Raw genomic sequence first — 16502 nt, 5'->3', positions numbered from 1 at the left:
CTGATTTATTCAGTTCGCAGCATCCTCAGGAGCCGAGAGACTCAGAAGCAGAGAGACTCAGAAGCAGAGAGACTCAGAAACAGAGAAAAAATAGGGACGAAAATAGACACGAAAACGCAGATAAAATGGGGCCAAAAGTAGAAACAAAAAAGCAGACGTGCAAATAAAATGTAAACAGCAGTAAAAGACATCGGGATAGAAATACAGAAGTAAAAATATATAAAACATATAATGAGAAGCCCTGAAAAAAGCACTGAAACGACAGCGATAAATAAAAAAAACAAAAATGAAAGCACTAAAAAAAAGCACTAAAGAAAAAGCACTGAAATGAAAATACTGAAATAAGAATACCGAAATAAAAATTCAGAAACAGGGTCGCACAAATATAGGTTGCACAAGTAACGGCACTACAGATAATGCAACCCGCACAGCCAGAAGGTAACTCACAAAAGAAATAGGTGCAGAAAGACAGGTGGACCCCAAATTTGAGGCTATAGAATCCGACGCTAACAGCTCTTTTCGCTGTCATCACTTCTACTGTACCAGTTTCGCGGACGATCACACCTGGCACTACCACCCCGAATATGAATTGACCTGGATTATTCAAAGCTCGGGGACACGCTTTGTCGGCGACAGTATCGAGCATTTCAGCCCCGACGACCTGGTACTGGTCGGCCCCAATCTTCCGCACTGCTGGTACAACGACCTGATTCCCAGAACACCGGATTCCCATACGGAAACCATGGTGGTCCAGTTTCGCAAAGACTTTCTGGGCCATGATTTTTTGCGCTTGCCGGAGTCTGTACCGATCAAATACCTGCTGGAACGCGCCAAAAACGGTATCGCCATCGAAGCCGATACCGCGGTCAAGATTAGAAAGCTACTGCGGGATATGTTGGCGGCAGGCAGCCTGGAGCGGATGATTATCTTGCTGCAAATACTGCACGCACTGGCCAGCTCCAAAGATATTCGCACTCTGACTTCGGAAAAGTATCATCTCGAAAACGACATCAATCCCCTTAACCGCAGTCGTATAGAGCGTATTCACAAATACGTCAGGGAACATATAGGCGAGGAAATCAGCCAGACTGAAATTGCTAAGCTGGCGGCGCTGACACCGCCGGCCTTCAGCCGTTTTTTTAAAAAGGCAACCGGACTGACTTTTGTCAAATTCGTCAACCTGCTGCGTATCAACGAGGCCTGCAGGCTGCTGGTTATTGACGAAATGGAAATCACCGAAATTGCCTATGCCTGCGGCTACAATAATATTTCCAACTTCAACCGCCAGTTTCTCAGTATCAAAGGTCTTAACCCCAGTGACTACAAGGCCCACTGGGTCAAGCTGATGGAAAACGACAAACCCGGTCCAGAATAACAAGCGCAGCCCCGTAGAGCACAAGGTCCAGCAACCTACGGTGATAAACAGCACCCATAGAGCGAAAGCAGATACACCCTGCCTCACTGCCGTATTGAGGCTTCGTTCACCAAATAGATCAGATGCCGGTAGGGAATGCCGGCATGATGGCTCAAACCAATCTCGCAAGTGCGACTGTTCGAATAACCCCGGGTGCAACCGGCAGGTATCTCCGCGGCCAACGGCGCCAGTGCCGAGGCATTTAGCGCCGGTAGCGAGAACCCCTTATCACCGGCAAATCCGCAACAGGAGACACTTGCCGGGCGCACCACTGTCCGGGCACAACGCTGTGCCACACGCACCATCTTCGCCGCACTGCCGGCGAGCTGGGTGCTACAGGTAACATGCAACATAACCGTATCGTCCACCGGCTCCAGCTCCAGCCGCGGCAGCAGATAGTCGTGAGTAAACTCAACCAGATCCATAACCTGTAAAGAGCGGGACTTTAAATGCGCTGTTACACGGTCGCTAAAGGACCTCAACATCGTTGCACACGGGCTTGCATCCGTTACCACAAGCAGGTCCCTGTCGGGACCGGCATCAATTATCCCGCCCAGGCAGTTCTCGCCGCAGCGCCTGGCGACCTCGGCAAACCCTTTGCTGGAAAACGGCATCCCGCAGCAATGACTCTGCGCATCCGGCGCAAGCGCGAATGCCAGCCCGGCGCGGCTGACCAGGCGCTCGACAACCTTTGGCAGCTTCTCAGCTTCGCCCGCTGTTCCCCCCGCCAGCAAACGACCGGGACAGGACGGAAAATATACCACCAGGGGCTCGTCGGGCCCGGGTGGCAACGCCGCTGTCGGTGGGTAGCCAGCCGTCTCGCCCCTGGCGTCTGTGTGCCTCGACTCGGTCGCCAGGTCTGTCAATAACCCCGGCGACAACAGCGGCACCAGTCCGCCGCTGGTCTTATTGACCCATCTTATCCAGCGATGCAAGCGCACCGGGCCAATAACCCGAGCCGACAGACCGCAGATTCCCAATACCCGCCGAAACACTGAACTCACCAGCTTCATATGTCGTGCCGCAACCGCTGCCAAAGAGGCGAACCGGCGATTGCGCCGGCCCCTTAACGCGCGGGTCAGATCGCCGGTATTGATATCCACCGGGCAGCTTATCGAACACAAACCACAAGCAGCGCAAGAGTCCAAGCCGGCATAATCGTAGTCTTTACTGAGTTTGCGGTATCGCCGGCGCGCCGCCGGCGTCGACTGGTCGCCCAGCCGTGTCAGCTCACGCTGCACGGCTATGCGTTGGCGCGGTGTCAGGGTTAAATTCTTAGACGGGCAGGAGGGTTCGCAAAAACCGCATTCAATACAGCGATCGACCAGCGGATGGGTAACGGGCAGGGTTTTCAAATGCTGTAAATGTAACTGCGAATTACGGGACAGTATCACCTCGGGATTTAACAAATTAGCAGGGTCGAGTATCTCCTTGATACGCCACATCACGGCATAACCGGCATCACCCCACTCCTGCCGCACAAACGGCGCCACATTGCGCCCGGTGCCGTGTTCAGCTTTCAGTGAGCCCCGATACCGGTTGATCACCAGATCGGCCAATTGCTGCATCAAGCGTTGATACCGGTCTACGGCGGACTTGCTGTCGAAACCCTGCGTAAATACGATATGCAGATTACCGGCCAGGGCATGCCCGAAGAGGACGGCATCGTTATAACCATTGCGCTCAAACAACGCCTGTAAATCCCGGACTCCATCGGCCAGGGTAGGAAGCGGAAAGGCAACATCTTCGATGATCACCGTGGTACCCGCAGCGCGACCGGCGCCGACGATCGGCAAGACGGATTTGCGCATCGCCCACAGCTTCTCGTACGCCTGCGTATCACTGCAAAAGTCAACCGGGTTCAACAGGCCCGGAAACGTTGCCGGCATACCGGCCAGGCTGCCGGCAAGCGCCTGGGCAGTCTCGCACCGCACATCCACAAGCAGCGCGGTAACACCACTGCCGGCGTTCATCACACTGTGCTGGATGGTAGCCGGTAGCTGCTCAACGACACAATGCAGGCAGCGACTGTCAAGAAGCTCAACGGCATTGACCTCTCGCTGCCTTAACGTCGATACCGCCGCAACAGCACATGCGATCGATTCAAACAGCAGTAAAGCGGCGGCCTTATGCGGGTGATCCGGTACCGTCGCCAGACAGAGTTCCGCGATAAAGCCGAGCGTGCCTTCCGAGCCCACCATCAGGTGTTGCAGCATATCGATCGGGTCCGGGAAATCCAGCAGGGCATTGAGACCATAACCCGTGGTGTTTTTAATACGGTACTTGTAGCGAATCTTCTCTTCCAGCTCCCGGTCTTCCAACACCTCCTCTCGCAGTTTTACCAGTTCCCCCAATAATACCGAGTGACTGCGCCTGAATTCTGCAACACTTTCTTCACAACCGGTATCCAGTACCGAGCCGTCGGCCAAGACCAACTTCATGGAACGCAGCGTGTTATAGGTATTCCAACTGGTGCCGCAACACATACCGCTGGCGTTGTTGGCCGCAATACCGCCAATCTTTGCGGTGTTGATCGATGCCGGGTCCGGCCCTATCTTGCGGAAGTGGACCGCCAGCGCGCGATTAGCATCGGCGCCTACAACCGCCGGACCCAGGACAATCTGCCACCCCTCGTCGAGTACTTGCAATTGTGCCCACCGCCGGTGTGTCAACAAAACAAGCACACTGTCGGACACCGCCTGGCCGGACAGGCTGGTGCCCGCCGCTCTAAACGTCAGTGCCACTTTATAACGACCGGCTGCCCGGATAACGGCAACGACCTCATCCAGCGCGTCCAGCTTTAACACCAGCTCGGGCACCAGCCGGTAGCAACTCGCGTCGGTGCCGAAAGCCACCCGCTCCAGGTAGTTGTCGATAATGCGCTGTTTCGGTAAAAACGCAGCAAGCGCTTTGACGAAATCGCGATAGGGCTGCACCAGAGTCTTCATCCGGCCGGTCTACGGGTCCTTGTAAGGCCAAGCCGGCTGGGTGAAGACACCGCCGTCGACATAGAGGGTCTGGCCGGTGACATAGCGACCGGCATCAGATGCAAAAAACAACACCACCTCGGCGACATCCGCCGGTAGCCCGGGGCGCCCCAGCGGTACAAACGCCGACCACACGGTGTGATAGTCGGGGTTTTCCTGCAGCGTGCGCTCTATTTCGATGGCGCCGGGGGCGACGCAGTTGACGCGGATATTATGCTTTCCCAACTCCACTGCCGCAGACTGCGTCAGCATCTCGATGCCGCCCTTGGACGCCGTATAACTCACCAGATTTGGAAACGGGTGCTTATTGCAACCGGAGCCGATATTAATAATGCTGCCGGATTTCCCCCCCGCCACCAGCAATCTCGCAAACGCCTGCATATTCAAAAAACAGCCCTTTAAATTGGTCTGGATAACGCGGTCCCAATCGTGCTCCTCCAGCTCCAGCAGGGAACCCCAGGCCTGGATACCGGCGTTATTGACCAGCAGATCCGGCGCCCTGCCAAAGCGCGTTTCCACGCATTGATAAAAGTGGTCGACTTCACTTTTCACGCCCGCATTACAACGCTGCGCCAGCGCCGCGCCGCAGCTGGCGCCTGCGCCGGCCTCCAGTTGCGCCAACAGCGCCGCCTGAGCCCGGTCGGAACCAAACCAGGTAAACGCGACATCCCAGCCGGCGGCCGCCAGTGCCAGGGTAATTTCTCTACCAATACCCGAGGCGCCTCCGGTGATAACAGCGAGCTTGCCCGTCATCTTGCCACTTCCTCTTCACCGATGTCGGCAGATACCTCCGCGACGACACACTGCCGCTGAACGCCCAGCCCCTGTATCCCCAGACGCATGACGTCCCCAACCTGTAAAAAGCGCGGCGGCGTCATTCCCAGCCCCACACCCGGCGGCGTGCCCGTGCTGATAATGTCACCAGGCTCCAGTCTCATAAACTGGCTGATGTAATGCACCAGATAAGGCACATCGAAAACCATCGTGCGCGTATTGCCGTCCTGGACCCGCTCGCCGTTGAGTTCCAACCATATCGGCAGCGCGTTGATATCGTTCAGTTCATCCAGGGTAACCAGGTAGGGTCCAATCGGCCCGAAGGTGTCGCACCCCTTGCCCTTTACCCATTGGCCGCCGCGCTCCAACTGAAATTCCCGCTCGGAGATATCGTTGACGACAGTAAGCCCGGCAATATAGTCAAGGGCCCTGGCCTCGGGCACATATTTGGCCGTCTTGCCAATCACGATACCGAGTTCAACTTCCCAGTCCACTTTGTGGGCATTGCGCGGAATCACAACGTCGTCACCGGGACCGACAATGGCGGTGGTTGCCTTCATAAACAAAATGGGCTCCTGCGGCACGTCCATGCCGGACTCCTGCGCATGGTCGCGGTAATTCAACCCGACACAGATCATCTTACCCACACCGGCCACCGGCGGTGCCAGTCGCGGTTGCCCCGGCACCATCGGCAGGCCGGAAACTTCAGCCGTTTTCAACCAGGAGAAGTTCTTACTGTTTAAAAATGCCGGGGTGATATCATCAACCACCTCGGACAAGTCCCTGATGTTATTGTCCTGGTCCAACAATCCGGGCTTTTCATGCCGCCGGTCGCCATATCGCAACAATTTCATAACACGTTATTTACTCAAAGAGTAAATCCTCCATCGATAATGATGTTTTCCCCGGTCAGAAAACCGACCTCGTCAGAGGCCAGAAAAACAACCGCCGCCGCCACTTCATCCGGCAAACCAAGGCGTCCCATCGGTTGCCGCGCGATAAAAGTCGCCCGGGTGCCGGCGTAGTCGCCGGTGTCTCTAAGCCGCTGCTGCAACGAGGGGCTGTCAATGGTGCCGGGGCTTATAGCATTGCAGCGGATGCCCTGTTTGATATAGTCCAAAGCAACGGATTTCGTCAGGGCAATCACACCACCTTTAAAAACCGAATAGGCAAACCGCGAAGGCGCCGCTTTTACGGTGGAAACGGTTGACGCGAGATTGATAATATTGCCTTTTTTTCGCGCCAGCATATTGGGCAGAATATTTTTAATCATGGTAAATATGCCAAACAGATTCACCTGATAAGCAAGCTCAAACTCCTCGGCACTGCACTCCAACAGCGTGCCGTTGGCTACATAGCCGGCGCAGTTGACCAACGTATCTATTCCCGGGTGGCTCCGGGCCACTTCAGACACAGCGGCACCGTCGGTCACATCCAGCAAGACCGGGGTAACGCGGGGGGTATCTGAAAGACTGTCCAGGGTTTCGCTGTTGCGGTCGGCGGCCAGAACCCGGGCGCCCTGCTCCACAAGCCGGTTGACAGCGGCCAACCCGATACCCTGCCCCGCCCCGGTAACCAGGACCAATCGATTTTGCATTCTATTTTCCATACGCTATCCCCTGCCGCCAATATGCAAACCCATACCCGTTATTGCGGTCGCAACCGCACCGCCTGACCGCCGCCCGGGGCGAGCTTTATAGTCAGGCTGTCGGCGCTGGTCACGGTGCGCTGTTCAATAGCGTAAGCCAGGGGTCGCGAGCGCCAGTCGGCATCATCGCCATCCCGGTAGATATCGGCTACGTAGGCAACGCCGGGCGTGAGAAAATCCAGGGGGACCTGCAACTCGCGCCCGTTTTCGTCGGTTACACTGCCGATATACCAGTCTTCGCTATCGCGGTCTTTGCGCGCCACGGTAAAGTAGTCACCGATCTCACCATTTATCGCGCGGGTCTCGGCCCAGTCCACCGGCACGTCCACGACAAAGGTAAACATCGGATGTCCTTCATAGTTTTCCGGAAAGTCCGGCACCATCTGCAGCGGACTGTAGACCACCACATAGAGCGCCAACTGTTTCGCCAGCGTGGTGTGTATACGGGTCTCCAGGATGGTGATGGTTTCCGCCGCCTTTTTGGTGGTGTCGTCGTCCTCACCGCTATCCTCGCCACCAGTACTGTCGTTTTCAAAAATCGATGCCGTTGCCCGGGTTTCCGGCTGGCTGCTTTCGAACAGGAGGTCGAATATGCCCGGCGTGAAATCCATGGGTCCCGCCAACATCCGGGTGAACGGTAAAATCGTCGTGTGCGCCGGCGGATTACCTTCGCTCCAGGCATTGTATTCCTGGCCGCGCGCCGCTTCGCGGGTCATCATATTCGGGAAGGTTCGGCGAATGCCGGTGCCCTTGATCGGCTCGTGGGAAACAATCATTAACTTATTGGCAGCCGCTTCTTTAACGACCCGGCGAAAGTGGTTTACCATCGGCTGACCGTGGTGCCACTCCTTGTTGATCCGGCCCTCGGCATCCGCAATATCTATGTCCTGGCCCTCGGCAACATAACCGGTCTTCACGCCGATGATGCCCAAGTCGCCGTATTTCTTAAACGCTGCGGCGAGATGCTGCTCATAGTTGGCAACACCGCCGGCGGTTTCATTCTGCAGAATCAAACCGACATTGCGCTGGCGGGCATAATCGACGAGGTAATCGAGATCGAAATCCGCATAGGGTGTGTCGTACTTAAACTGCCAGCGGTTTTTCAGCCAGTTGCCGTCCCAACCCTGGTTCCAGCCCTCCACCAAGACCCCCTCGAAACCGTATCTGGCGGCAAAATCAATATGCCTGCGGGTGTTTTCCGTGGTGGCGCCGTGAGCCGGACCCGAGCCCCAGGTTTTGACCGCCCGGTGCATCTCCCACCAAACCCCTACATATTTACCGGGCTGAATCCAGGCGGTGTCGGCCAGTGCGTTGGGTTCATTGAGATTCAACTGCAGGGTTGACTCCACCAGCCCGGCGGCATTGTCAGCCACCTGAATCGTGCGCCAGGGGGACACCCGCTTATTGCCACCGGCCAGTTTAACGGCACTGCCGTCGGCCCGCGGCACCAGTTCGGCCAGCAGTCCGCCGCCACCGTCGCCCGCCAGAATCATACTTGCGAAGTCCGTCAACGCCGCCTCGTGAATGCTGATATGGATGCCTTCGGATGATTGCAGTGTCAGCGGTGTATGCACCTTGGCCACGGCATCGAGCGGCTGTGACTCATAGAGATATTCATAGCGAAAGGGGCTCAACGCCGGCGTCACCCAGGCGCGATAATCGCCGACCGGTTTAAACTCGGTCAGTTCGCGGTCGATTTGCAGCACGGTATCAGCCGGCAGCGCCGGCATTTCGTAGCGCAACCCAAGACCGTCGTCGAAAACCCGCACTCTCACACTCAGCTTGCGCCGCGGCGCCTGGCGCTGCTGCATAGCCACCAGCAGCTCCTCATAGTGGTCGTCGACAAAACGCTGCTCGCCCCAGGGCTGTTCCCAGGTGGCGCGATGCGATTGACGGGTCACCTCGAGCACAGTGTAGCTGTTGTGCTGCGGGGTATCACCGGCGAACTGCAGACCGAGCACCGAGTTTTCAAGCAGCGGTTTGTCGCGGTAGGTTACCGCGTAGTGCGCGGTTCCATAATCATCCAGGGAGAGCGAAACCTTCAGCAGGCCGTTCGGCGAGACCGCCGAACCCACCACACCCTGCTGCGGCACCGTGCCACTACAGCCCGCCAGCAGCAGTAGCACCGCGACTACCCCGGTGCCAAACAATGCGCTGCACCTGGCCGTCGCTGCCACTCTCGCAATACGCCCTGCCGGGATACTGCGATAAAACACCTGCACTAGCCGTCGAAAATCAATCATTTGCCACCTGTTACCCGCTGTTGTCCACTCTCGGTCATTTTTACACCCTGAGCAGGTTCACTTCGCACGCCCTGCGCCAGTTGTTGTTTTCCCGCTACTTTCGCATTTACAAGCCCCGCTTTTCTAGCTCTTTATTGGCCAGTTATCGATACTTTTTTGCAGGCTTTGCGGCGGCTAAAAAAATAGCAGTTGCCGGTCAATTGAGCGGTAGCAAATTCGGTGCGACGCCACTATGGTCAAGGCTTACCGACCCCCAGTTACCCACGCGGAAATCCTATATTCCTATGCGAAAACCCGACAGCAAGCCCCGCTCTTTATTGCGCAGCGAACAGTGGTTCAACAACCTCGCCCGGGCGGATCAGACCGCCATCTACGTCGAACGGTATTTGAACTACGGACTGACCCGCGAAGAACTGCAGTCCGGCAGACCGATTATCGGTATCGCCCAGTCCGGCAGTGACCTCGCCCCCTGCAACCGCCACCATGTGCAACTGGCCGAGCGGGTCAAAGCCGGTATTCGCGATGCCGGCGGAGTGCCGTTTGAGTTTCCGGTGCATGCGATTCACGAAATGGGCAAACGCCCCACCGCCGCGCTGGACCGCAACCTGTGCTATCTGGGCCTGGTTGAAATCCTCTACGGTTACCCCCTGGACGGCGTGGTGTTGACCACCGGTTGCGATAAAACCACGCCGTCGCAGTTGATGGCGGCCGCGCTGGTGGATATTCCGACGATTGTGTTGTCGGGCGGCCCGATGTTAAACGGCTGGATCGACGGCCGGCGCTCGGGCTCCGGCGCCATGATCTGGCAGTCCCGGGAAGCCTACGCCGCCGGCACCATCGATTACGACCAGTTTATGGAGAACGTCATCAGTTCGGTGCCGAGCATCGGCCACTGCAATACCATGGGCACAGCGCTCACCATGAACTGCCTGGCCGAGGCCATGGGTATGTCACTGCCGGGCTGCGCCGCGATTCCGGCCCCCTACCGGCAGCGGGCCGAGATAGCCTACAACACGGGGCGGCGCATCGTCGCCGCCGTGGGCGCGGACTTGACGCCGTCGGCAATTATGACCCGCGCCGCTTTTGTCAACGCCATTCGGGTCTGCACCGCCTTGGGCGGTTCCACCAATGCACCGATTCACCTGCAGGCCATAGCCGCGCAACTGGATATCGAGCTGGATATACAAGACTGGCAGGACTACGGGGAGGCCGTGCCGAGGTTGGTGGACTGCCAGCCTGCCGGCGACTATCTCGGCGAGGACTTTTATCGCGCCGGCGGCGTGCCTGCAGTCATTGGAGAATTGCTGCGCGGCGACCTCTTCGACGGCGAAACACAGACCGTCAGCGGCATAAAAATGTCGGAACTGCATCGGGGTTGCCGCAGCCGGGACACTCGCGTTATCGCCAGCGCCGACCAGCCGTTTCAGTCCGATGCCGGCTTTGCGGTTATGAAAGGCAACCTGTTTCGCTCGGCGCTGTTGAAAAAATCGGTGATCAGCCCTGAGTTTCGCCAGCGTTACCTGTCCGATCCCGACTCGCCCGAGTGTTTTACCGCGCGGGCCATTGTGTTCGAGGGACCGGAGGATTACCACCGGCGTATCAACGACCCGGCGCTGGAGATTGACAAGCACTGCGTGCTGGTAATGCGCTACTGCGGACCGCTGGCCTACCCCGGTTCCGCCGAAGTTGTCAACATGCTGCCGCCGGACCACCTGGTGCAAGAGGGTATCACCAGCCTGCCCTGCATTGGCGACGGTCGCCAGAGCGGTACATCGGCAAGCCCCTCGATCCTCAACGCGGCGCCGGAAGCGGCCGCCGGCGGCGGGCTGGCGCTACTGCAGACCAATGACCCGGTGCGCATCGACCTGGCCAACAACACCGTCGATGTACTGGTGGACGAAGCCACCTTGACCGCACGGGCCCGGGCGCTCAAAATACCCGCGCTGGAAAACCAAACGCCCTGGCAGGAAATTTACCGGGACACAGTCAACCAGTTGGACGAGGGCGGTGTCATGCGTCTGAAGTCGCACTACCGCTCCCTGCATAAAACCAAAGGTATTCCCCGCCATTCCCATTAGTCAAACGGTTATAAAAAAAGCGGTTATGAAAAACGAGGCTAACCACGGCGACACCGACAACCCACCCACCACAGCGAACGCCGGGGCGCATTGCGTTTGGCAATTGGAGTCCGCACTGGGCGAGGGTATTGTCTGGTGTCCCGATCTGCAGGCGCTGCTGTGGACAGATATTCTCGGCCATCGCCTCTACTATTACCAACCCACCACCGGCAGCAAAGCGACATGGACTCTGCCGGAGCCGCTGACCTGTATTGTACCCTGCATCCAGGGCGGCTATCTCGCCACTTTTCCCTCGGGCTTGTATCTGTGTCAACTGAAACTTGACGGTGAAAAAAACTTTTCGCGTTTAATGCGCCTGGCGAGCCTCGACCAGGAGCCCGCCAATAACCGCCCCAATGACGGCTGCTGCGACTACTGGGGCAACCTGTGGTTCGGCACCATGGACAGCGGGGAAAAGCAGCCGAGCGGTGCCTTCTACCACTACAGTGCGTTGGGGGGACTCAGGAAAGTCGTCGACGGCATAGCGATTACCAACGGACCGGTTATCACACCTCCAACACCGAGTGCAGACACAGGGGACGCGAAAGAAACCACCAGTCGCATCTACTATACCGACACCGTGCAACAAACCCTGTTTCAGGCCACCATTACCGCTGCCGGGGAACTCTACGATGCACGCAGTTTTTATCAGTTCTCCCCTGCCGACGGCTATCCCGACGGTATGACGATCGACGCAGAGCATCACCTCTGGTGCTGCCTCTGGGGCGGTGGCAGGATTGTCCGTATCAGTCCTGCCGGCAGTATCGTAGATGAGCTTCCACTGCCCGTAAGTCAGGTTACGAAATGCGCCTTTGCCGGTGCCGGACAGACAGGCTTATATGCCGTCACAGCGCGCAAGGGACTCGACGCCACCGCCCTTGCCGGGCAGCCACTGGCCGGCAGTCTGTTTTATCTGCCGACGGTAACCGGCGGCCTGCCCACCGCCCGCTTCGCGCTGAGCGATTGAACTCTACTGGGTAGTCATTCGACAGCGTAATTACAGGATCGAAAAGGCAAGATCGAACCAAACACCGCCGGCGTCACCACCAGGTCGTATAAAAAGCCACCAGCACCAGCACAATCATCAAAGTAGCCACATTGAATTGCGCCGTGGTTGCAAATGCGGGGTTGTCGAGGCGCGCGATATCGTGGTACAAACTGCCGCCGTAAACTCTCCACTCCCACTGAGTAACCGCCACCGCCATCAACAACGCCACGCAGAAGGCAACCCCCATGCGGTCCAGAAACGGGAAGTCCGGCAGCAACACCTTCATTAGAAAAGACAGAATCACCGAAGCCAGTGCCGCCACTATGGCCGACAGCGAGGTCGCCTTGTCCCAAAAAAAGCCCAGCAGAAAAATAACCAGAATTCCCGGTGAAAAGAAACCGGTAAACTCCTGGATATACTGAAATGCTTGACTGAACTGCCCGAGCAACGGCCTGGCGACAGTAACGGCAATCAACAACGATACCACGCTTACCGTCCGGCCGACAAAAACCAGGTGTCTCTCGCTGCTGTCTTTTCGCAACACGGATTTATAGAGGTCCATGGTAAATATCGTCGATATGCTATTGGTCATGGAACTCAACGACGATACTATCGCAGCCACCAAAGCGGCAAACGTCAGCCCCAGAAAGCCGCTGGGCAGGAGCTGCATCAGTGCCGGGTAGGCCCGGTCTGCCGGCGACAGACCGGGCATCAGTTTAACTGCGGCAATGCCCGGTATCACAACGATCAGCGGCAGGATCAACTTCAATCCCGCCGCAAAGAGAATGCCTTTTCTCGCCTCGTTCAGGCTGGCCGCCGCCAGTGCGCGCTGGGTGATATATTGGTTAATCCCCCAGTAAGCGAAATGTGCTATCCAGAGACCGCCCAGCAGCACCGACAGGCCCGGCAGGTCTTTGTAAAACGGGTGATCCTGCGCCAGGATCATATCGAACTTCTCGGGCATGGTATCCCACAGCACCATAAAACCCGCGTAGACACCTTTCGACTCCGAGATTTCATTCAGAGCAATCGCGGTCAAACAAAACCCGCCGACCATCAGAATGACTATTTGAAAAATATCCGTCAACGCCACAGCCTTAAGGCCGCCGTAGAGGGAATACAGCAGTGAAAAAGCCACCAGGCCCAACATCGCGTAATACATATCCAGGCCGGTGACGGCGTTAACCGCCAGGCCACCCAAATACAACACCGCGGTCAGGTTGACAAAAATATAAACACCCAGCCAGAACACCGCCAACACCGTGCGCACCCGGCGATCGTAGCGCTGTTCGAGGAATTGGGGCATGGTGTAAATATTTTTCTGCAAGTAGATAGGCAGAAAGTACTTGCCCACCACAATAAGCGCGATGGCGGCAGTCCATTCATAGGTCGCAATACCGAGTCCGATCAGATAACCCGACCCCGACATACCGATAATCTGCTCGGCGGAGATATTCGCGGCAATCAATGACGATCCGATGGCCCACCAGGGCAGCGCCTTGCCCGCCAGAAAGTAATCTCGGGTATTTTTTTTGTGGCCGGGTTTTTCCCGAGAGACGTAGAGTGCAATGAGTAACAGGCAAACGCCATAAATACCGAGAACCGCCAGATCGAGATTGGATAGCTGCATAATTATTTTTTATTGATTCGCTGTGCATTGGAGAGAATGCCGCCAGTGTGCAGACATATCACCACCGCCGCCACCAGCAGCTTGCCGTTTTATCAATACTTAATTGACGCATCGATAACGGATAGCCACCACGAAATGACGGCGAGTTTATGGGCAAAAGCCAACAGCGCAAGTTTGCGTTGTCAAAAATGTTGTAGGTCTACTACATGGGTACTGACCTGGATGGTAATTACTTAAGCAAATGCGTGCCAACTGACCGGTCCGCCCGCCCGGGCCGCTCCGCTCGCCAAAGGCAAAAATGTATCGGCCAAACGTTAAAGCCAATGTGGCAACACCACCCACATGAGGTCTAAGGTGTACTCTTATAACTAATACAAGCATATATAATAATCAGGAGAGATAGACGATGAGACCACAGCTTCTCGCGGTGATCGCCGCGCCCTTGTGCTATAGCGGTTTTTTGTCGGCGCAGACTGACAATGAAGCCGAGAAACTGTCCGCGCTGGAGGAGGTGGTCGTCACCGCCCAGAAGCGCGAAACAACCCTGCAAAGCACGCCGGCCACCGTCGCCGCCCTTGATGGTGCCGAACTGGCAAGCCGCAATGCCGTCACCCTGCAGGACCTCAACAGCTTGCTGCCCAACACCCATGTGGGCGAGGAGGGACTGCGGCTGGAGTTCGCCATCCGCGGCGTTTCCAACGGTTCGGCAAGTGCGGGTGGCGATGCGTCTGTCGCGGTGCATACCGACGGCGTCTATACCGAGGGCACCGGTGCGCTGTTTTACGATTTGGAGCGGGTAGAAGTCATTTACGGCCCGCAAGGCACTTTCTACGGCCGTAACGCTACCGGTGGCGCCATCAATGTGATTTCCCGTAAACCGGATTACAAAGAGTTCGCCGCCGACTTCAGCTACACCCGTGGCAACTACTCGCAGGATTTAACCCGGGCGCTGATCAACGCACCGCTGATTGAAGATACCCTGGCCCTGCGCCTGGCGGTCGTCGCAGAGGATCGGGAGGGTTACAACATCAATACCTTCGATGGTGCAAGGGAAAACAGCAGTGACGATGCCGAACGCTGGAGCGCGCGCTTGTCGCTCGGTTACCAGCCCCGCCATGATTTGTCTATTACGTTGCGCGGCACCTTCAATGAGGTCGACGGGGTTGGCGGCGGCGAGGTGCCCAATGCGCATATTCAAGTGGTCGATCCGCTGACCGGGGAAGTACTGGCCCCCTTACCCGCGAACCTGGCATCACTGACGGCCGAGCAGATCCGGCAAAACCGCGATGACCCCCGCGCCTTTCCCACCTTCTTCGCCGGTAAGACGTCACTGGAAGAATACGCCTACAATATAGCGGTGCAATGGCAACTCGAAAATATGGTCGTCAACTATATCGGCGGTATCTCCAACACCGACGCCGGCGGCGGTGCGGGGGCACGGTTGTTCAGCTCCAGCCAAATACCCAGTATCCCGAAATCCGTTACGGATCAATACAGCAACGAGCTTCGCCTCACCTCAAACACTAATGGTGACTGGCAGTGGGTGGTGGGCCTGTTCCAATATCAAAGCGAGCGCTCATCCAAGATACTCGTGGAGTCCGGTAACCTGGCGGATATCCTTCAGCCAATCTCGGTGGACATTGATACTCGGGCATTTGACGCCGAAGCAACGGCCGTCTTTTCATCTGTTTCTTTTCAGGCGAGTGAAAATCTATCTTTAAGGGCCGGCGCCAGGCACAGCCGCGATAAAAAAAGTATTAGTCAAACCACCACTGTTATAAGCGATCCGCTTCTTGCCCTGATATTCGATATTCCCGAAGTGCTTGTCAGACTCAACGACAACGAATCAGACTTCGACAATTTCGATTGGATGCTGGGTTCAGAATATCAGTTCAACGCCGATCAAATGCTCTACTTTTCCGCATCGACCGGCTACAAGGCCGGCGGTCTGAACGGCAGCAACGCCTCTTCGCTGACCTTTGATCAAGAGCAGGTGCTGGCCTTCGAACTCGGTTCAAAAAATAAGTTCCTGGACGGACGTCTTATCCTTAACTCAGCACTGTTCGCCTACGACTATGAAGACTACCAGGTAAATACCCGGGACCCTGTCACCCTCGACGGTATCGTAACCAATACGGACGGCGCTGATTTCTCGGGCGCGGAGGTAAGCTGGATGTTCAGCCACAACCAGCTTTTGTTAAGCGGCGGCCTCGCTTATCTGGACGCGAACTTCAAAAATGATACGGTCGTCTTCGATTCAACCCTGGGGCGCGAAGTGGATGTCAGCGGGCTGAGACTGCCGAAAGCCCCCAGATGGTCGGCAACCCTGGGCGCCGAGCACACCTGGGAGGCCGCCCCTCTGAAAGGCTCTATCAAGCTGAAAGCCGATCTCTACTTCGAGGCGGAGACCTATCTGTCTTTCACACCGCTAACCAACCTGCAGGACGAGCGGGTGGACGTACAAGACAGCTACAGCCGGCTCGATTTAAGCCTGGGCTATGAAAACGCCGGCCGCGACTACCTGATTGAATTGTTTGTCACCAACGTCACCGATGAGGAAATTATGACGGGTTATTCGCAGGTGGATGCCGGCTTTGCCAGGTTCAACTTCAGCCCGCCCAAAACCTACGGCGCTCGCTTTAATGTACGTCTGTAGCTCCTAACTTCGCCACACCGCGGCCGCATGGACAGCGGCCAGCCC

General features: G+C 56.8%; 10 protein-coding genes. 4 read left to right on the top strand and 6 right to left on the bottom strand.

Going from position 1 to position 16502, the window contains the following annotated elements; translation table 11 throughout:
- The first annotated feature begins 472 nt into the window (after positions 1-472).
- Positions 473-1375 carry an AraC family transcriptional regulator gene (locus FKG94_RS10570; RefSeq protein ID WP_142904203.1) on the top strand — a complete coding sequence of 301 codons (903 nt, stop codon included), beginning with the start codon at positions 473-475 and terminating at the stop codon, positions 1373-1375.
- Positions 1376-1458: 83 nt separating this feature from the next.
- Here the strand turns inward: FKG94_RS10570 and FKG94_RS10565 are convergent, their stop codons facing one another.
- The 5 genes from FKG94_RS10565 to FKG94_RS10545 are packed head-to-tail and all read right to left on the bottom strand — an operon-like array spanning position 1459 to position 9066.
- Positions 1459-4362 carry an FAD-binding and (Fe-S)-binding domain-containing protein gene (locus FKG94_RS10565; RefSeq protein WP_142904202.1) on the bottom strand — a complete coding sequence of 968 codons (2904 nt, stop codon included), beginning with the start codon at positions 4360-4362 and terminating at the stop codon, positions 1459-1461.
- A 9-nt stretch (positions 4363-4371) separates the two neighbouring features.
- Positions 4372-5154, bottom strand: a complete 783-nt coding sequence (locus FKG94_RS10560; protein WP_142904201.1) for an SDR family NAD(P)-dependent oxidoreductase — start codon at positions 5152-5154, stop codon at positions 4372-4374.
- Positions 5151-6029, bottom strand: a complete 879-nt coding sequence (locus tag FKG94_RS10555) for a fumarylacetoacetate hydrolase family protein (RefSeq protein WP_142904200.1) — start codon at positions 6027-6029, stop codon at positions 5151-5153. The genes FKG94_RS10560 and FKG94_RS10555 overlap by 4 nt, the downstream gene beginning before the upstream one ends.
- A gap of 14 nt (positions 6030-6043) precedes the next feature.
- Positions 6044-6784 carry an SDR family oxidoreductase gene (locus tag FKG94_RS10550; RefSeq protein ID WP_142904199.1) on the bottom strand — a complete coding sequence of 247 codons (741 nt, stop codon included), beginning with the start codon at positions 6782-6784 and terminating at the stop codon, positions 6044-6046.
- Between the two features lie 38 nt (positions 6785-6822).
- The gene (locus FKG94_RS10545; protein WP_142904198.1) at positions 6823-9066 is read right to left on the bottom strand and encodes a glycoside hydrolase family 97 protein; all 2244 of its coding nucleotides are present in this window, start codon (positions 9064-9066) and stop codon (positions 6823-6825) included.
- Between the two features lie 284 nt (positions 9067-9350).
- Here FKG94_RS10545 and FKG94_RS10540 point away from each other — a divergent pair, with 284 nt between their 5' ends.
- Positions 9351-11144, top strand: a complete 1794-nt coding sequence (locus FKG94_RS10540; RefSeq protein ID WP_142904197.1) for an IlvD/Edd family dehydratase — start codon at positions 9351-9353, stop codon at positions 11142-11144.
- Positions 11145-11169: 25 nt separating this feature from the next.
- Entirely contained in the window at positions 11170-12150 is a 981-nt protein-coding gene (locus FKG94_RS10535; protein WP_142904196.1) for an SMP-30/gluconolactonase/LRE family protein, read from the top strand.
- 73 nt (positions 12151-12223) lie between these two features.
- On the opposite strand, the gene FKG94_RS10530 is transcribed toward FKG94_RS10535, so the two are convergent.
- A complete protein-coding gene (locus FKG94_RS10530) occupies positions 12224-13801 on the bottom strand; it encodes a sodium/sugar symporter (protein ID WP_142904195.1) in 1578 nt (525 codons plus the stop codon).
- A gap of 406 nt (positions 13802-14207) precedes the next feature.
- Here FKG94_RS10530 and FKG94_RS10525 point away from each other — a divergent pair, with 406 nt between their 5' ends.
- Complete coding sequence (locus tag FKG94_RS10525) at positions 14208-16457, top strand: TonB-dependent receptor (RefSeq protein ID WP_142904194.1); 2250 nt, start codon at positions 14208-14210, stop codon at positions 16455-16457.
- The last annotated feature ends 45 nt before the right edge of the window (positions 16458-16502 follow it).

Source organism: Exilibacterium tricleocarpae (genome assembly GCF_007004655.1).
Classification (GTDB): Bacteria; Pseudomonadota; Gammaproteobacteria; order Pseudomonadales; family Cellvibrionaceae; genus Exilibacterium; species Exilibacterium tricleocarpae.
The sequence above is the reverse complement of the archived record's forward strand: the minus strand, read 5'-3'. Positions and strand labels throughout refer to the sequence as shown.